A 17,326-nucleotide genomic window follows, 5' to 3' on the forward strand; every position below is an offset into this window, starting at 1 on the left:
TGAGACCACTCTTGATCCACCCGTTTAACCACCCCAAAAAACCTGTTTAAAAGATACCTACCGTTACTTCCTCAAGGCTACACAACCTTGCGTCATTGCCTACGACTACGCCAGAATCCGCCGGCTTGTGCGTCTAGGGCGCGGGTTTTATCGTTTCCGGGTCACTGAAAAACAGTGATCGGGTTTGGTAGCCCGGTTTACCTGTCGCATCGCAACACCAGTTTGCAGGGACTCTTTCGTCCTCTGTTTTATGGTGGCCATGCGTAGGGCGTCTTTGGACGCGCCGGGTATCCAGGTGACCGGTCTACCAACCTCCGTATGGCCACCACCCTCGTTTGGTAGCGAGGTTGATGGCTCCACTTTCTCACCCTGGAGTTACATCTATGATCAAACCAACACCCAACCCACCCGAAACCGACCCGGTTTCCCCCTACCAATTCCCCGATTCCCGAACCCTCAACGAAGCCGCCGAACGCGCTCTCGATCATTACCTCACCCCACAACAACGCATCATGGGCAGTCACACCAAGCACGATCCCATGTTCCTGGCCAACCCGGCCTACAACAGCGAATCCCTCCTGGCCAATGCCAGCGAATCCCTCGATTCCGCCAGCGAAATGCTCAGCAACTTCGCCGCGATCCTGGAGCCCGGCCACCGCAAAACGGCGTTGGGCATCGCGCAAGTGGTAATGGTCGCGGGGCTGGCGGTGAATCAGGCGTTGGATCATGTCGAGGTGAAGACGTGATCGGCTGATGGCTGTCGCTCAATAGCCGGAAAGAAAATGGCCGAAGTTGTCAGGTGTAACTGACGACCTCGGCCATTTTTTCTGCACCTTTCAACGTTCGGACAAAGGGGACGCCTAGTCAGTCCGCGATATCTACACTTTCCCCACCACTTGCCGCGCATCCCGCCGGACCGCCTGCGGAGGCACGCCGAATCCTCGAATAAACGCTTCACGCATATGGCGCCGATCACGAAAACCGGATTCGCTGGCGACCACATCGAGGGAGTGTCGGCTCTGTTCGATCATCAATCGAGCGGCCTCCAGGCGCAGGCCTTCGATGGCTTTGGCGGGGGATTGGCCGGTTTCTGCGCTGAATATGCGGGTGAACTGGCGGGGGCTCAGGTGCGCCACGTCGGCGAGTTCTTCGACGCTGAGCGGTCGGCTCAAATGCTGGCGTGCATAGTTCAGCGCGCTTTGGATGCGGTCGGATTTGGGTGCGAGGTCGAGCATTTCCGAATGCTGCGACTGGCCGCCGGAGCGGTGCTGGTGCATCACCAGTTTGTGCGCCACCGAGCGGGCGACCTCGGCGCCCAGATCCTTTTCCACCATGCCGACGGCGAGGTCGAGGCCGGCGGTCATGCCCGCGGAAGTCCAGAAGGGGCCGTCGACGATATAGATGCGGTCGACGTCGACGCTGATTTCGGGGTGGCGCTTCTGCAAGGCCTGCGCGTAGGCCCAGTGGGTTGTGGCGCGGCGTCCGGTCAGCAGGCCGGCTTCGGCGAGGATGAAGCCGCCGGTGCAGATGCCGACGGTGCGCCGTGCCTGATTGCCGGCCTGGCGCACGAAGTCGAGCACAGCGGAGGCTGTGTCGGTTTTTTCCGGATCGTTGACCCCGACAACGATCCAGGTGTCGGCCAGTCCGGGCGCCTCAAGCGGGCGGGTTTCCATGGCCAGCCCCAGCGAGGAGCGCACCATGCCGCCGTCCGGCGAGAAATTCTCGACGCTGTAGAAGGGCGCTTCGGCGATCTGATTGGCGAACTCGAAAACGGCTTGGGTCGCCAGGGAGAGCACCTGAAAACCGTCGGTGAGCAAGTAGCCGATACGATGCATGATGATTTCTCGGATGTCCTGAATCCATACCATATACGTCATTTGAGATATGGCCAAGCCGTCGCATCCTGTTCTCCAGTACTTCCCACAACCCTGGAGACTCGACATGACTCAATCCCGCCTCGGTACCGCCCTGATTACCGGCGCTTCGTCCGGCATCGGTGCCATTTACGCTGAACGCCTGGCCCGCCGTGGCCATGACCTGATCCTGGTCGCGCGAAATCGCGATCGCCTGAATGTCTTGGCCAAGCGCCTGAGTGAAGAAACCGGCCGTCACGTTGAAGTCCTGGCTGCCGACCTGTCCGACAGGGCCGATCTGGCACGGGTCGAAGATCGCCTCAGATCAGACGCCAATATTTCTCTGCTGGTGAACAATGCCGGAGTTGGCGCGACTCATCCTTTGCTGGAGTCGGACGTCGACAAGCTCGACGACTTGCTCACGCTCAACGTGAACGTGCTGATGCGTCTGACGTACGCGGCGGTCCCGGGCTTCGCCGCCCGTGGCGGCGGCACGCTGATCAACATCGCCTCGATCGTGGCCATTGCCCCGGAGGTGTTGAACGGCGTTTACGGCGGCTCCAAGGCCTTCGTTCTGGCGTTCAGCCAATCCTTGCGTCACGAACTGGCGGACAAAAATGTCCGGGTTCAGGTGGTGCTGCCCGGCGCGACGGCCACCGAATTCTGGAGCGTGGCCGGCACACCGCTGGAGCATCTGCCAGAGGCCATTGTGATGCGGGCGGACGACATGGTGGACGCTGCGCTATCCGGCCTCGACCAAGGCGAATTCGTCACCATTCCGGCACTTCCCGAAATCGCCGACTGGAATGCCTACGAGGCGGCGCGCCAGAAGCTGATGCCTGATCTGTCGCGCAGTGAGCCGGCTGCACGCTATCGCGACTGACGTTCGACGCAGGCATTGATTTGCGAACGAAGGGGGCTACGAACATAGGGGCCGAAATTACCGGCTGAAGTTCTCACTCCGCACGCGTCAGGCTTGAACGACCGTGCAAAACTCCTATGATGCAAAGGGCCTGCGCCTGTGGCTTGCAACCGGCGACGCCCCCTTCGTTTCCCAGTGAGATCGCCCCTCGTGGAGTCTATTCCAGACGCTTTGCATGAATCACTCATGACCCGGTTCGTGTTCGGGCCGTTTTGCGTCGTTCCAGGTAAACGGCTGCTGACCAGAAACGGGGTTGCCGTGGAAATCGGCGGTCGGGCGCTGGATCTGCTGATTGCCTTGCTCGAGCAGCCGGGGCGGGTGCTGTCCAAGTACGATCTGATCGAAAAGGTGTGGCCCGACAGCGTGGTCGCCGAAGGCAGTCTGCGCTTTCACATGACGGGCCTGCGGCGGATTCTCGGGGATGGCGAGGAGCACGCGCGTTATATCGCGACCCAGGTGGGTGTGGGTTATGCCTTCGTGGCGCCGCTGGAAAGGCAACTGTCCGGGGTTCAGCCGACGCCCACGGAGACCGGGCATCTCCGGGCCGCCTGCAGTCTGCCGCCGCGGGCGAAGCTGATCGGTCGCGAAACCGACCTGCAATTGGTCGTCGATCACCTGCAGCAGCCCAGGTTGTTCACCCTCGTCGGTCCCGGCGGTGTCGGCAAGACCAGCCTCGCCATCGAGGTGGCGCATCGCATCGCGGCCCAGGGTTACGAACGCGTCTGCTTCGTCGACCTGGCCCAGGTGGAAGACAGCACGCTGGTGCCTTCAGCACTGGCCAGGTCGCTGGAAATCGCCGTGCAGGCCGAAGATCCGATGTTCGTGTTGCTGGCGCATTTGCGCGAACAGCGGCTGATGCTGGTCATCGACAATTGCGAACACCTGATCGACGCCGTTTCGACTCTTCTGGAACAGATCAGCGACAGCGCGCCCGATGTGGGCATTCTGGCAACCAGTCGCGAGCCGTTGCGGGTGCGTGGCGAATACGTGCATTGGCTCAATCCGCTGGAGTTTCCTCGCGAGTCCCGGCACCTGTCGACTCAGGAGCTGCTGGCATTCGCAGCGATCAAACTGTTTGTCGAACGCGCTTCGTCTAGCAACGCGGCGTTGCTGCTGGAGGCGGGTGGCGGGCAAATGATCGCGGACATTTGCCAGCGCCTGGAGGGTATGGCCCTGCCGATCGAACTGGCGGCGATGCGGGTCGCCAGCCACGGCCTGAAGGCCACGCATGCCTTGCTCGGCGAGCGGTTTTCACTGGGCTGGTCGGGGCGCCGGACGGCGGTCCCGCGGCATCAGACGCTGCGTTCCATGCTCGACTGGAGTTACGACCTGTTATCGGTACCGGAGCGTCTGGCGCTGGAGCGGTTGTCGGTGTTTGTCGGGCCGTTCTCTCAAGAGGCGGCGTCCCAGGTGGTTGCCGAGTCCCAGTCCGAAGGCCCTGCGGTGGCGGCGATCCTCGATGATCTGGTGTGCAAGGGGCTGGTCACGGTCGATCACAGTGATTCGACGGACTCCTATCGGCTGCTCGAGATGACACGCGCCTACGCCCGGGAAAAACTGGCGGCCCGGGGTGACGCCGAAATGAACTCGCTGGCCTTCAGGCATGCGGCGTATTACATGGATCTGCTGGGGCATCCTGGCACCTCGCCCGATGAGTTTTTCCGCAACTTTGCGCGCCTTGCCAGCCAGTTGGGCAACGTGCGCAGTGCGCTGGAGTGGAGCTTCGGGCCCCATGGCGATCCGGGCCTGGCGTTGCCCCTGGCAGCGGCGAGTGCACCCTTGTTTTTGCATTTTTCCTTGCTGGTCGAGTGCCGGACCTGGTGTGCCCGGGCCGTGGAACTGCTTGAACTGGGGTACTACGGCACGTCGACCGAAATGGAACTGCAGGCGGCGCTCGGGCTGGTGCTGATGTTCACTCAGGGCAACAGCGAAGCGGCCGAGAAGGCCTTGCTCCGGGCGCTGGACATCGCCGTTGCGCTGGCTGACCACGGCTCGCAGCTGAGGCTGCTTGGCCGCTTGCAGATTTTCTACGAACGCATTGGTGATTTCCCTTCGTCGCTGGCGTGGGCGGAGCAGGCGGCCGTGGTCGGCAACCTGCTGAATCAGCCGGCGGCCATCGCAATCGCTTCATCGCTGACCGGCATCTCCCATCATCTGCTGGGCGATCAGCGTCTGGCGCGGCAGGAGCTGGAACGCTCGCTGCGCAACAGTTTGCCGTCCCATCCCAGCCACACCATCTATTACGGCTTCGATCACCGCAATCGCACCGGGCTGGCACTGGCGCGTTCGCTGTGGCTGCAGGGCTTTCCCGATCAGGCCCGGCACTGGGCCGAACTGATAGAAGCCGAAGCGTCGGCGCTGCAGCATCCGGTGACCTACTGCATCGCCATGGTCTGGATTCTGTGCATCTACATCTGGACCGGCGATCTGGAGAAGGCGGCCGCCAGCCTTGAACGGTTCAGTGCCGTGGCCGAGACCAATGCTTTGGGCCCTTATATTGCCGCTGCCCAAGGCTTGCGGGCGGCGATTGCGATCCGCGCCGAACAGCCTGGCGATGCGGTGTCGCTGCTGGAGGAAAGCCTGGCGCGGCTGCGTGGCATGCGCTACGAACTGCTCACGACATCGTTTGAAATCGCGCTGGCCGAGGGCCTGATTCTGGGTGGGCAATACTCGAAGGCGCTGGTGCTGGTCGACGGCACCATCGATCACTGTCGTCAGAGCGGCGACGCCTTCGCGCTGCCGGAACTGCTGCGGATCAAGGCCGGAATTCTCAAGGAAATCGATGGCGAAAATGTCCAGGCCATCACCACCCTGCTTGAGGCGTCCATCGCGCTGAGCCGCGATCAGGGGGCCTGGGCATGGGAGCTGAGGACTTCGATGGATCTGGCCAGGCTCTGGCTGGAACAGGGAAGGTCGGAGCAGGCCAAGGCGTTGCTCGGCGCGTGTCGCGAGCAGGTTTCCGAGGGCTTCGACACCCTTGACCTGCGCCGGCTGGAAAACCTCTGGCAAAGCCTTCGCGTCACGCGGGGGTGATCAGCGCCGCCATTTTCACCAGATCTGCTAGCGAGCGGGCTTTCATCTTGCGCATGACCTTGCCCCGGTGGGCCTTCACCGTGATCTCGCTGATTTCGAGGTCTGCGGCGATCAGTTTGTTCAGACGACCGCTGACCACCGCGGCCATGATTTCCTGTTCGCGGGGCGTCAGGGTCTTGTAGGCCTCAAGCACGGAACGCAGGGCTTTTTCCCCCTCCAGAGCCGCACGGCTGCCTTCGAGCGCATCGCCCATGGCAGTCAAGAGTTCATCTTCGTTGAACGGTTTGGTCAGAAACTCCACCGCACCGGCTTTCAAGGCCCGCACCGTGCGCGGAATGTCTCCGTACCCGGTGATGAAGATGATCGGCATGTTGTAGCGCTCGTCAGCCAGTGACGTCTGCAGATCCAGACCGTTCAAGTCAGGCAGGTTGATATCCAGTACCAGACAACTGGGTACCCGCGCGCGGGGCTCGGCGAGAAAGTCCTGCGCGGATTCGAAGAGTCGTGGCTGCCAGCCGGCGCATCGGATCATCAGCTCCAGCGACTCGCGCACGGAGATGTCGTCATCCACAACGAACACCACAGGCGTGACATCACTCATCGGCAATGCTCCGTGGCCGGGGGACACTGTGTGATTCGAGTTCAACATGTCGATTCCTTTTCTTTACCGCTTCGCGTTCAGTCGAGGGGCAGGGCAGCGCTCAGGGCCTTGATCAGTTGCGCTTCACTGAAGGGCTTGAACAGGCACTCCACCGCGCCGGTGTTCAACAGCTTCGTCTGTTGGCTGGCGTCGGCGTGAGCGGTGATGAAAACCACCGGGATACGATAGCCGCGACGCAGCAGTTCCTTGTGCAGATCCGGGCCGGACATGCCCGGCATGGCCACATCGAGAATCAGGCAATCGGTCAGGCCGAGATAAGGCGAGGCCAGAAACGCCTGCGCCGAGGCGAACGCCTGGACAGCGAATCCGAACTCCCTGATCAGGTCAGGCAGCGATTCACGAACCGACTCGTCATCATCGACAACCGATACGAGCAAGTACTTACCCATCAGTGATTCTCCATGACGCGATCACAGGCCTCGCGGTTGTCGGCATACGGGATTGAAAAGGCGAACGTCGCACCCGGGCCGTCGTGAGCAGAGGCCCGGAGTTGCCCGTCGTGGTGTTCGATGATGGAGCGACTGATCGACAGACCGACCCCCATGCCCGAGCTTTTGGTGGTGTAGAAGGCATTGAAAATCCGCTCCATGTCCTGTGGATCGACCCCGGTGCCGCTGTCTTTCACCGCCAGATAAACGCTCCGGTCTTGCTCCTGGCCGGTGCTGACGATCAATTCTCTGGCGCGACCGGTGATGCTGCTCATGGCCTCGACGGCGTTCATGATCAGGTTGAGGATCACCTGTTGAAGCTGGACCCGGTCGCCCCTGACCGGCGGTAGGGCCTCGGCGAATCGAGGATGAAGCACCACGCCATTGCGTTGCAGCTCGCCCAGCAGCATGGCGATGACTTCCCGTGCGGCGTCATTGAGATCGACGTTTTCAATCGTGATGCTTTTTTCGAGAACAACGCTCGCAAGCGGTTGATCACATCGGCGGCCCGATTGCCGTCGCGAATGGTGCGGCGCGCGGTTTCCAGGGCTCCGTCGACATTCGGCGGATCGGCTCCGAGCATGCGCAGGCAGGTGCTGGCGTTGGTGATGATGCCGGCCAGCGGCTGATTCACCTCATGGGCAATGGACGCGGTGACTGCGCCCAGGCTGGCGACTCTGGCCAGATGTGTCAGTTCGGAACGGGCCTTGGCCAGAAAGGCTTCCGCCTGTTTGCGGTCTTCGATGTCGGTGTTTTCGCCATACCAGCGCACGATCCGGCCCGCCTCATCGCGCTGGGGCACGGCGCGAATCAGAAACCAGCGATAAATGCCGTCGAAGCGTTTCAGGCGAGCCTCGTACTCACCGGCATCGCCCGAGTGCAGAAGCGCCTGCCAGTAACCGCCCAGTCCGGGAGCGTCGTCGGGATGGATCGATGCCACCCAGCCATCGCCGCACGCCTCTTCGAGCGACATGCCGGTGTAATCGCACCACCGCCGGTTGACGAATCCGACACTGCCTTCGGGGGACGCGCTCCAGACGAACCCGGGGACGGCATCGATGATGCCGCGCAGGCGCTCCTCCGAGCTGCTGACCTCCGCGAGGGCTTTGGCGATCAAGACCTTGTCCCGTCGGCGCTCATCGATATCGACCTGCAACACGCACCAGCGAGTGATGGTGCCTTCGCTGTTCCTGACCGGCAGGCCGCGCACGTGAAACCAGCGATAGACACCGTCGGCGCGCCGAATGCGATGCTCGATATCGTAGGGTGTGCCAGTGCCGACCGAATGCATCCACGCTGCGCTGACCGATGGCAGATCGTCCGGGTGCAAGGTGTCGCTGGCCTGCCAGTTTTTCAGCTCATCGAGGGGGATGCCGATGTAGTCCAGGATTTGCCGGTTGACCTGCTCCAGCTCACCGGACGGTGTCATGAAGGCGACCATGGCCGGAATGCTGTCGATGATCGAGTCGGCCTCGGACATTGGCAGGGCCCCGTCATTGACGTGGCCCGGACCGTCTTCGATGACGCGCTCCCGCTCGTTCGCCATGTCGATTCTCATTGTGCAGTCACCGTTGAACAAAGATGCGCCTTCTGATGGCACTCGCCCATCATACTTTGGTGTCGCTTGCCGCGAATATCGGCCGCCGTCACGTATTGCGATGCGCATCACAGACCGCCCGGGGCTTTTGTAAGCCACTGTATCTACGGCCGCTCAAGCCACACAAGCATGCAAATGAGCCTGTTCGCGAAACTGCGCGGATACACCACCCGGCCACCCTTGGCGCTGGTTTCAACGTCTTCCGACGATTGAATGAAGACAACGTGACGTCCGCGCTCCTGCCACCCATTCGGCAGCAGGACAGGTCGTCCCTGTGGCAGGGCAGAACACAAATGAAAGCAGTCGTGATCCAGGCCTTTGGCGGGCCCGAAGTCTTGACGGTGCAAGACATTCAACTGGCTGAACCGGAACCCGGACAAGTCCTGGTCAAGGTCATGGCGGCGGGCGTCAATTTCATGGACACCGGTGTCCGTCGCGGCCTCGGCGCTGCCTGGGAGCTGCCGCTGACACCGGGGGCGGAGGGTGCCGGCATCGTCCTGGCCACCGGCCCGCAGGTGACGGAGTTCGGTGTCGGTGACCGCGTGGCCTGGCATTACGTGCCGGGCAGCTACGCCGAACAGGTGATCGCCCCGGTCAGCCAGTTGGTGCCATTGCCGGACGAGATCGACTTCGCCACCGCCGCCAGCCTGATGATGCAGGGCCTGACTGCCAGCAATCTGGTGGACAAGGTGCACGCGATCCAGCCGGGCGATGTGGCATTCGTGCACGCGGCGGCGGGGGGCGTGGGGCTGATGTTGACTCAGTTGATCAAGCTGCGGGGCGGCAAGGTCATTGGCCGGGTGTCTCATGCCGACAAGGTGGAGGCGGTGCTCGCGGCCGGGGCTGACTACGTAGTGATCGGGCGCGCGCACAACATTGCCGGACAGGTCATGCGCCTGACGGAAGGGCAGCGAGCGAATGTGGTGTACGACGGGACGGGCGCGGAGGGCTTCGCCGAATCGTTGAACCTGCTGGACCATTTCGGCACTCTGGCCTTGTACGGACCGTTCATGAATCCGATCCCGCCGATCGATATCTTCAGCGTGCCGCGCAGTATCAAGCTGACGTATCCCTCGGTCATGCACTACGTGCGTAACCGCGAGCTCCTGCTGGAAAAGTCCCGGCAACTGTTCGCGTGGTTCAGCACCGGCAAACTGAAAACCTTCATCGGCCAGCGTTATTCACTGGACGGCGCGCAGCAGGCCCATCGCGATATCGAGTCGCGCAATACGACGGGCAAGCTGATCATTGTTCCTTAGTGCCACGCCAGATCAGCAGCGCTGCCAACATCTGGCTGCCGGCGAAGAACGTGAACAGCTCTTGCGCGGTCCATCGGGCATCCAGCAGAAAACCGGCGACTATCGGCGAAATGATCGCCCCCAGGCGCCCCATCGCCAGCACCACGCCGACGCCGGTCGTACGGACTGATGTGCAGAACGCCTGAGGGGCCAGGACATACAGGGCGGCGACCGCACCGTTGAGCATCAGGCCAAGCGTGACGGCCACGAGCGCGGCCAGACCGGGCACGTGCGAGGCCGGCACCATCAGTGGCAGCAGGGCAGCGTTGAGCAGCAGGAAACCCGACGACAATCGCCGGCAGCCATACCGATTGGCCGCCAGTCCCAGCAACAGGGCGCCGAGCATGCCCCCCGACGCCAACAGAACGCCGATCCGGGCGCCTTGCCGATCGGTAAAACCGTTAAGAACCAGAAGACTCGGGGTCCAGCTCATCACGAAGTAAAAGCAGAACATCAACAGAAAGAGTGCCAGCGCCAGCGACGTGGTCTGTTGCCACTGACCGGGCGAAAACGGTCGGCGGGCATTGTCTGGCGACGTTGTCGTGGCAGGCCCACGGCGTTCAAGTGCCAGAAATGACGGTGACTCTCGCAGCCAGAAGACGCCCGCCAACGCCGCCGCCAGCGTGATACAGCCACCCGCGAGAAAGACATACCGCCAGCCCATGAAATCATTCAATACGTGCGCCAGCACCCCGCCCAGGCTGGCACCCATGGCGAAGGCGAGGGATTGCAACGCGATGGCCAGGTTGCGCCGCTGCGCGCTGGCGTGCTCGAACGTCAGCACGTTCGCCCCCACCAGCACCGCCCCCGTGCCGATGCCGGTCAGCAATCGCAAAAGCATCAATACGTGATGATCCTGGCTCCAGAACGACAGCAACATGCTCAGTCCGCCGAGCATCAGGCCGGCGAGCAACAAAGGCCTGCGCCCGAAGCGGTCGGCCCTGGGCGCGGCCAGCAGCGAACCGAGCGCCATCCCGACCAGGCTGGCGCTCAACAACAGGCCCGTTTGCGCGCCGTTCAACGTCCACTCCGCTGACACCCGGCTGGCGGTGAAGGCCATGGCCATCACGTCCAGACCGTCGATCACGTTGAACAACATGCACAGCCCGATCACCCACCACTGCGAAGTGGTCGATGACGTGCCGCACGGGCGTTCGAGCGCTGTTTCCCCACGCATCCGCAATCCTTGTTCTGCCAGGTCATTCGAATGGGCCGGCTCGCCGAGCCGTATCCCCGCCGCATTTTGCCCGTTAACCGCTGCTGAATTCGAGTGCGATTTTGCGCGTCATACCAAGGTATCGACCGACACCATCGTGTAATCGCTGCGAGGGTGGCGGGGTGGTCTGATCCGATTGGCGATGCCTTTCGAATAATGACTACAAGGAGATCCAACATGGTTGCGGTTACGTGCGGTTCCACATGGCGCCATTGCCTGGCGTCAGCCATCAGAAGAGGGGCCCTGGGCCTTGCCGTGCTGGCAGGCAGCAGCGGCGCCTGGGCCACCAGCCCGACAACCGATCAGTCGCAAGCCATTCGCCCGTACCACGTTCATGTGGATGAAGCGAAATTGACTGATCTGCGCAAACGCATTGCCGACACTCGTTGGCCCGACAAGGAAACGGTCAACGACGTGTCCCAGGGTGTGCAACTGGCGCAGGTCGAGGCCCTGGTGAAGTACTGGGGCAGCGGTTATGACTGGCGCAAGGCAGAGGCGAAACTCAACGCCTTGCCGGAGTTCGTGACCACGATCGATGGCGTCGACATTCAGTTCATCCACGTGCGCTCGCGCAACCCCAACGCGATGCCGCTGATCCTCACCCATGGCTGGCCGGGTTCTCAATTCGAGTTCCTCAAGACCATCGGCCCGCTGACCGATCCCGTGGCCTATGGCGGCAAGGTGGAGGACTCGTTCGACGTGGTGATTCCGTCGATTCCCGGTCACGGTTTTTCCGGCAAGCCGACCGAACTCGGCTGGGGTCCGGATCGGGTGGCGAAGGCCTGGGATGTGCTGATGAAACGCCTGGGTTACACCCACTACGTGTCTCAGGGGGGCGACCACGGTTCGGTGATCTCTGATGCACTGGGTCGTCTGGCACCGCCCGGTTTGCTGGGCATTCACTTGAACATGCCAGCCACGGTGCCACCGGAACTGGTCAAGCCGATCAATGGCGGAGACCTCGCTCCGGCAGGGCTGAGCGGCCCGGAACTGACGGCGTTCAACTCGCTCAGCAAGTTCTTCGGGCGCAACGCGGCCTATGGCGCAATGATGGTGACCCGGCCACAGACCATCGGTTATCTGCTGGCGGATTCGCCTGCCGGCACGGCGGCGTGGATGTATGAAAAATTCGCCGCCTGGACCGACAGCGACGGTCAGCCCGAGAAGGTGCTGAGCCGCGATGAAATGCTCGACGACATCAGCCTGTACTGGCTGACCGACAGCGGCGCCTCGTCCTCCCGTTTCTACTGGGAGAACAACAACAATAACTTCAGTGCCGCCGCGCAAAAGACTGCGGACATCAAAGTGCCGGTGGCGATCACCGTGTTCCCCCACGAAATCTACCGTGCCCCCAAGGTCTGGTCGCAACGTGCCTATCCGTCATTGGCCTACTTCAGCGAGGTCAGCAAGGGCGGTCACTTCGCGGCATGGGAGCAACCGCAATTGTTCAGCGAAGAACTGCGCGAAGCCTTCCGGCCACTGCGCGCGGCTGCGCAGAAAACTGCGGCTCAGGCCGCGCGCTAGCCCTTCAATCGGCAATTCCTTTAACGCTAAGCCCTTCAACGCAAGCCCTTCAACCAAAGCCCGGAACCGCCGCCCGGCGGTTCTCGAGGGAGACTCGGCATGACTGACCATAACGCTGTAACTCAATCCCGGCGCGTGCTCGCCGTTTCGATGCTGGCGCTTGCACTGGGCATCGCCTCGGTCTACGCCAGCGCCGCCGAAGTACCCGGCGGCAAGATCGACGCGATCACCGCCGGCAGCAACGTTTCTTTCGGCGCGCTGAAACACGTCAAGGCCGGACTGTTGGACGTGTCGTACGCGGAAGCCGGCCCCGCCGACGGGCCGGTGGTGATCCTGCTGCACGGCTGGCCCTACGACATTCACAGCTACACCGACGTGGCCCCGGCACTGGCGCAGAAAGGCTATCGGGTACTGATTCCCTATGCGCGCGGTTATGGCGATACGCGCTTTCTGTCGGCCAAAACCGTGCGCAACGGCCAGCCCTCGGCGCTGGCGAAGGATCTGATCGATTTCATGGACGCCTTGAACATCAAGCAGGCCGTGCTCGGCGGCTACGACTGGGGTGCTCGCACCGCCGATATCGTCGCCGCGCTCTGGCCGGAACGGGTGAAAGCGCTGGTGGCGGTGAGTGGTTACCTGATCGGCAGCCAGGACGCCGGCAAGACCCCGTTGCCGCCGGCTGCCGAGTTGCAGTGGTGGTATCAGTTCTATTTTGCGACCGAGCGCGGGCGTCTGGGTTACGAGAAAAACACCCATGACTTCGCGAAACTGATCTGGCAACTGGCGTCGCCGAAGTGGAACTTTGACGATGCGACCTACGACCGCAGCGCCGCCGCGTTGCAGAACCCGGATCACGTCGCCGTGTCGATCTTCAACTACCGCTGGCGTCTGGGCCTGATCAAAGGGGAAGCGCAATACGATCCGCTGGAGAAAAAACTGGCGGCATTCCCCTCGATCGGCGTGCCGACCATCACCTTGAAGGCGACGCCAATGGCGCGCCGCATCCACCGGCCGAGGCCTACGCCAAACGCTTCACCGGCAAGTACGAATACCGGCTGATCAGCGGTGGCATCGGCCACAACCTGCCGCAAGAGGCGCCGCAGGCGTTCGCTCAGGCGGTGATCGATGCCGATCATCTCTGATAGCCGGCCTGAGGGGATCCGACGATGAAACTCAACCATTGGGCCGTGTTGCCGTCGGCCATTGCACTCGCCGCGCTGGCCGCCACCGGTGTCGCGTTGGGCGAGGCCGATGACGGCGATGCCTCGCCGATCTACGGCGTGAAGCTGCCGAAAAACTATCGCCAGTGGGCGCTGATTGCCCCGGCCCAGGAAGCCGCGCCGCTGGATGAACTGCGGGCGGTGCTGGGCAATGACCGGGCGATCAAGGCTTACCAGAGCAAGACGCTGCCGTTTCCCGATGGCACGGTGCTGGTCAAGCTGGCGTGGAAACACGTGCAGTCCCCGGAGTTCGAACCCGCCTCGATTCCGGGGGCGGCCACCACCGTTCAGGTGATGGTCAAGGACTCGCGCAAATACGCCTCGACCGGTGGCTGGGGATTCGGCCGCTTCATCAACGGCAAACCCGCCGATGAAGCCCAGCACCAGACCTGTTTCGCCTGCCATCAGGCGCGGGTGCAGAACCATGACTTCGTCTTCACCCGATACGCCCCCTGATCCCGTCACACAAGGAGTTGTTACATGAAAAGAACATTGACTGCGTTGACCCTCGCTGCCGGCCTGTGCCTGGGCGTGAGTGCCTTCGCCCAATCCGCCAAACCGACCGTGGTACTCGTGCACGGCGCCTTTGCCGACGCGTCGAGCTGGAATGGCGTGGCGAAAATTCTCGAGAAGGATGGCTACACGGTGATCGCCGCCGCCAACCCGCTGCGCGGCGTCAAGAGCGATGGCGCGGCGGTATCGGCGTTGCTGAGCAGCATCCAGACGCCAGTGGTGCTGGTCGGTCACTCCTATGGCGGCAACGTCATCAGTGAGGCGGCCAACGATCATGCCAATGTCAAAGCGCTGGTGTATGTCAGCGCCTTTGCGCCCGAGGCCGGCGAAACCGTTGCCGGACTCGCCGGCAAGTTTCCCGGCAGCACCCTCGGCCCGACACTGGCGGCACCCGTCGCACTGGCCGATGGCGGCAAGGACTTGTACATCCAGCAGAGCAAGTTTCCCGATCAGTTCGCCGCCGATGTCCCGGCTGCACAAGCGGCGCTGATGGCCGCAACCCAACGCCCGGTCACCGAAGCGGCGCTGAACGAGCAGGCCGGAACGCCTGCCTGGAAGCACATTCCGTCGTGGTACATCTACGGCGACAAGGACAGGAACATCCCGCCCCAAGCGATGGCGTTCATGGCCAAACGTGCGGATGCCAAGGCGGTCGAGGTGGTCAAGGGCGGCTCTCATGTGGTGATGGTGTCGAACCCGGCACCGGTGGCCCGCTTGATTGAGAAAGCCGCTGCGGCCAACTGAAACCCTGCGACGTGCCGAGGCGCGTCGCAGGTCTTTCACTTCCCGCTCAGGCAGCAGATACCTGTGGCGATGCTGCCGGTGCCACTCTCAGCAGCGGGGTGATGCCGAGCATCAACAGCAGAACCGCGAACAGCAAGGTGTACGCCGGGCCATAGTGTCCGGTGTATTCGCGCAGGGCACCGAACAGCAACGGCCCGAGCGCGGCGATCAGGTAACCGATGAACAGCATGAACACCGTCCACAATCCGGCCTGTTCGCTGGTGCTGGCGTGATCCAGCGGCAAGGTCATGGCCACGGTGAAACCCATGCCCAGTCCGATGGCTGCGAGCACCACATAAAGCATCGGCCAGTACGCCGGCAGGAACGCCATGCCGCCAAGCCCCAGCAGGGCCAGCAACGCCGACAGTCCGAGCAGGCCGCGCCGGTCGTGGGCCTTGCCTGGAATCAGCCCCGCACCCACGCTGGCAACGGCGAACACCGCCGTAAAAATCCCCAGCAGGATGCCCGGAGACACACTCGACGTAGCCGCTTCCACCGACGCAGGCGCCATCCAGGCGAAGAGGGCGTAGACCACGAATTGACCGGCACCGAAATTCAACGCGATCAACCACGCCTGGGGATTGCCCCACGGCAGGCGCTTGCTCTGGTGCGACGACTTCACCACCGGCGCCGATGTCGCAAAACGCCGCGCCATCCACACCCAACTGGCGATGGCGGTGAGGCACAGCACGCTCCAGAACCCGGCGCTGACCCGCCAGTCCTGCGCCAGCTCGGCAAGCGGCGCGCTGAGCACTGCCGCGAGGGTCGCGCCCAGGCTCAGTCCGCCGGCATAGATGCCCATGAACAGTGCCGGTCGTTGTGCAAAGTGAGTCTTGATCCACGCACCGGTCATTGCACCGGCGACTGCAATGCCGACGCTGGCGAAGAACGTACTGCCGAGCAGGAAAAATGCATTCGGCGAGAGCGCCCGCAGCAAGGTCGAGGCACCCAACAACGTCAGTGCGACAACCACACTGCGATCGATCCCGAAGCGTCTGGCCAGGCTCGGAACCACCAGCGCGAACACGCCCATGCAGACGTCGGGGATCGAGGTCAGCAGCGCGGCCTGGGTGTAGCTCAACTGAAAATGCTGCTGGATCAACAGCAGGATCGGCCCCACCGAAATGATCGGGGGACGCAGGGCGATGGACAGGATCAGCAGGCCGATCACCGCCGTAATGGCCTGCTGGCTGCTGGAGAGATTGCGGGTGATTGCCATGGGGAAAGCCTCATTGATCAACAATGAGCGCAAGGCTAACAATGGGCCGGCCATGGCAAATGCCAGGATTTGTCGTCAAAGTGACAATCCTGGCCTTACGACGATCAAGGGCTGATTTCAGGAGGCTCCACGCGATGAAACAAGAGGTGCGCAAGGTCGTCGCCAGGCGTGAGTCCGCGCCGCGCAGCGAACGTTATCCCGACTATCAGGATGTGCCGCGGGTGATGACCGTGCTGGTGCGCGATCAGGCCACCGGCGAATACAACGAACCGCACGTGCATCGGCACGGGCAGTTGCTGTATGCCTCGAACGGCGTGATGCGGGTGGCCACCGAACGCGGGTTGTGGATCCTGCCGCCGAAGCGGGCATTATGGATTCCACCCGGGGTGATCCATGATCAGTTGATGCTGAGCGCGGTCAGGATGCGCTCGATCTACATCGAGCCGCAGGTCTGCGCCGGGCTGGGCGATCACTGCAAAGTGCTGGAGATCCCCGGACTGCTGCGCGAGCTGATTCTGGCCCTGGCCGACCAGCCGATCGAATACCCGCAGGAAGGGCGCAACGCGCACATCGTGGCGTTGATACTCAGTGAACTGCAGGCGGCGCGGACGTTGCCGATCGAAGTGCCGTGGCCGGTCGACAGGCGATTGGTCACGGTGTGCGAGGCGATTCTGCAGGATCCCGGACAAGACCATTCGATCGGCTATTGGGCAGACCGGGTTGGCGCCAGTTCGCGCACGCTGATTCGCTTGTTCGTCAATGAAACCGGCCTGAATTTCCGCCACTGGCTGCAGCAGGTGCGGCTGGCGACCGCCATCGACCGGCTCGACAAGGGGCAGTCCGTCGGGGTGATTGCCCGGGACCTGGGCTATGCCAGCCAGAGTGCCTTCAGCGCAATGTTCAGACGGGTCATGGGCGAATCGCCCCGCGAATTTCTTGTTCGCGATTAGGGCGCTCTGCCAATTCCGATACCTTCGTATTCTGTCGCCGAAGGGAGGCGGGTGTTATCAATGACGCTGCTGTTGCAGGTGCATTGAACGCCAACCCTCGTTCCGCGAG

General features: G+C 62.6%; 13 protein-coding genes and 2 pseudogenes. 9 read left to right on the plus strand and 6 right to left on the minus strand.

Annotated elements, in window-relative coordinates:
* Positions 1-383 precede the first annotated feature (383 nt).
* Complete coding sequence (locus R1A29_RS10910) at positions 384-746, plus strand: DUF6124 family protein (RefSeq protein WP_102621811.1); 363 nt, start codon at positions 384-386, stop codon at positions 744-746.
* A 132-nt stretch (positions 747-878) separates the two neighbouring features.
* Here the strand turns inward: R1A29_RS10910 and R1A29_RS10915 are convergent, their stop codons facing one another.
* Positions 879-1,835: a GlxA family transcriptional regulator gene (locus R1A29_RS10915; protein ID WP_438301451.1), complete on the minus strand. Its 957-nt coding sequence runs from the start codon at positions 1,833-1,835 to the stop codon at positions 879-881.
* A gap of 106 nt (positions 1,836-1,941) precedes the next feature.
* Here R1A29_RS10915 and R1A29_RS10920 point away from each other — a divergent pair, with 106 nt between their 5' ends.
* Together R1A29_RS10920 and R1A29_RS10925 are read left to right on the plus strand one after the other, a co-directional pair.
* On the plus strand, positions 1,942-2,736 hold the full coding sequence (locus R1A29_RS10920; RefSeq protein WP_438301452.1) for an SDR family NAD(P)-dependent oxidoreductase: 795 nt from the start codon (positions 1,942-1,944) through the stop codon (positions 2,734-2,736).
* A 189-nt stretch (positions 2,737-2,925) separates the two neighbouring features.
* A complete protein-coding gene (locus R1A29_RS10925) occupies positions 2,926-5,808 on the plus strand; it encodes an ATP-binding protein (RefSeq protein WP_438301453.1) in 2,883 nt (960 codons plus the stop codon).
* Here the strand turns inward: R1A29_RS10925 and R1A29_RS10930 are convergent.
* The 3 genes and pseudogenes from R1A29_RS10930 to R1A29_RS10940 all read right to left on the minus strand — a co-directional run bounded on the left by R1A29_RS10930 (position 5,795) and on the right by R1A29_RS10940 (position 8,455).
* Positions 5,795-6,409, minus strand: coding sequence for a response regulator transcription factor (locus tag R1A29_RS10930; protein WP_248743609.1), 615 nt, complete (start codon positions 6,407-6,409; stop codon positions 5,795-5,797). The two genes, R1A29_RS10925 and R1A29_RS10930, sit on opposite strands and share 14 nt — an antisense overlap.
* Positions 6,410-6,486: 77 nt before the next feature.
* Positions 6,487-6,858 carry a response regulator gene (locus R1A29_RS10935; protein ID WP_438301454.1) on the minus strand — a complete coding sequence of 124 codons (372 nt, stop codon included), beginning with the start codon at positions 6,856-6,858 and terminating at the stop codon, positions 6,487-6,489.
* Positions 6,858-8,455: pseudogene (locus R1A29_RS10940) on the minus strand (PAS domain-containing sensor histidine kinase). Before R1A29_RS10940 ends, R1A29_RS10935 begins: the two are co-directional and overlap by 1 nt.
* A gap of 332 nt (positions 8,456-8,787) precedes the next feature.
* On the opposite strand from R1A29_RS10940, the gene R1A29_RS10945 reads away from it, so the two are divergent.
* The gene (locus R1A29_RS10945; protein ID WP_438301455.1) at positions 8,788-9,753 is read left to right on the plus strand and encodes a quinone oxidoreductase family protein; all 966 of its coding nucleotides are present in this window, start codon (positions 8,788-8,790) and stop codon (positions 9,751-9,753) included.
* Here the strand turns inward: R1A29_RS10945 and R1A29_RS10950 are convergent.
* Positions 9,740-10,969, minus strand: a complete 1,230-nt coding sequence (locus R1A29_RS10950; RefSeq protein ID WP_438301456.1) for an MFS transporter — start codon at positions 10,967-10,969, stop codon at positions 9,740-9,742. The genes R1A29_RS10945 and R1A29_RS10950 overlap by 14 nt on opposite strands.
* Positions 10,970-11,185: 216 nt before the next feature.
* On the opposite strand from R1A29_RS10950, the gene R1A29_RS10955 reads away from it, so the two are divergent.
* The 4 genes and pseudogenes from R1A29_RS10955 (at position 11,186) to R1A29_RS10970 (ending at position 15,009) form a co-directional block, all read left to right on the plus strand.
* Positions 11,186-12,532, plus strand: a complete 1,347-nt coding sequence (locus tag R1A29_RS10955) for an epoxide hydrolase family protein (RefSeq protein ID WP_438301457.1) — start codon at positions 11,186-11,188, stop codon at positions 12,530-12,532.
* 99 nt (positions 12,533-12,631) lie between these two features.
* Positions 12,632-13,674: pseudogene (locus R1A29_RS10960) on the plus strand (alpha/beta fold hydrolase).
* Positions 13,675-13,698: 24 nt separating this feature from the next.
* Entirely contained in the window at positions 13,699-14,208 is a 510-nt protein-coding gene (locus tag R1A29_RS10965; protein WP_438301458.1) for a cytochrome P460 family protein, read from the plus strand.
* Positions 14,209-14,232: 24 nt separating this feature from the next.
* Positions 14,233-15,009, plus strand: a complete 777-nt coding sequence (locus tag R1A29_RS10970) for an alpha/beta fold hydrolase (RefSeq protein ID WP_438301459.1) — start codon at positions 14,233-14,235, stop codon at positions 15,007-15,009.
* Between the two features lie 46 nt (positions 15,010-15,055).
* On the opposite strand, the gene R1A29_RS10975 is transcribed toward R1A29_RS10970, so the two are convergent.
* The gene (locus R1A29_RS10975; protein WP_438301460.1) at positions 15,056-16,267 is read right to left on the minus strand and encodes an MFS transporter; all 1,212 of its coding nucleotides are present in this window, start codon (positions 16,265-16,267) and stop codon (positions 15,056-15,058) included.
* A 134-nt stretch (positions 16,268-16,401) separates the two neighbouring features.
* Here R1A29_RS10975 and R1A29_RS10980 point away from each other — a divergent pair, with 134 nt between their 5' ends.
* Positions 16,402-17,217 carry an AraC family transcriptional regulator gene (locus R1A29_RS10980; RefSeq protein WP_085708531.1) on the plus strand — a complete coding sequence of 272 codons (816 nt, stop codon included), beginning with the start codon at positions 16,402-16,404 and terminating at the stop codon, positions 17,215-17,217.
* Positions 17,218-17,326 lie beyond the last annotated feature (109 nt).

The sequence above is a fragment of the Pseudomonas sp. NMS19W genome, from assembly GCF_051554255.1.
Lineage (GTDB): Bacteria > Pseudomonadota > Gammaproteobacteria > Pseudomonadales > Pseudomonadaceae > Aquipseudomonas > Aquipseudomonas kribbensis.

What these genes read in the sequence shown, in the direction of transcription:
- R1A29_RS10910 (WP_102621811.1), top strand. Translation starts at nt 384, where the DNA reads ATGATCAAACCAACACCCAACCCACCCGAAACCGACCCGGTTTCCCCC.
- R1A29_RS10915 (WP_438301451.1), bottom strand. Translation starts at nt 1,835, where the DNA reads ATGCATCGTATCGGCTACTTGCTCACCGACGGTTTTCAGGTGCTCTCC.
- R1A29_RS10920 (WP_438301452.1), top strand. Translation starts at nt 1,942, where the DNA reads ATGACTCAATCCCGCCTCGGTACCGCCCTGATTACCGGCGCTTCGTCC.
- R1A29_RS10930 (WP_248743609.1), bottom strand. Translation starts at nt 6,409, where the DNA reads ATGAGTGATGTCACGCCTGTGGTGTTCGTTGTGGATGACGACATCTCC.
- R1A29_RS10935 (WP_438301454.1), bottom strand. Translation starts at nt 6,858, where the DNA reads ATGGGTAAGTACTTGCTCGTATCGGTTGTCGATGATGACGAGTCGGTT.
- R1A29_RS10945 (WP_438301455.1), top strand. Translation starts at nt 8,788, where the DNA reads ATGAAAGCAGTCGTGATCCAGGCCTTTGGCGGGCCCGAAGTCTTGACG.
- R1A29_RS10950 (WP_438301456.1), bottom strand. Translation starts at nt 10,969, where the DNA reads ATGCGTGGGGAAACAGCGCTCGAACGCCCGTGCGGCACGTCATCGACC.
- R1A29_RS10955 (WP_438301457.1), top strand. Translation starts at nt 11,186, where the DNA reads ATGGTTGCGGTTACGTGCGGTTCCACATGGCGCCATTGCCTGGCGTCA.
- R1A29_RS10965 (WP_438301458.1), top strand. Translation starts at nt 13,699, where the DNA reads ATGAAACTCAACCATTGGGCCGTGTTGCCGTCGGCCATTGCACTCGCC.
- R1A29_RS10970 (WP_438301459.1), top strand. Translation starts at nt 14,233, where the DNA reads ATGAAAAGAACATTGACTGCGTTGACCCTCGCTGCCGGCCTGTGCCTG.
- R1A29_RS10975 (WP_438301460.1), bottom strand. Translation starts at nt 16,267, where the DNA reads ATGGCAATCACCCGCAATCTCTCCAGCAGCCAGCAGGCCATTACGGCG.
- R1A29_RS10980 (WP_085708531.1), top strand. Translation starts at nt 16,402, where the DNA reads ATGAAACAAGAGGTGCGCAAGGTCGTCGCCAGGCGTGAGTCCGCGCCG.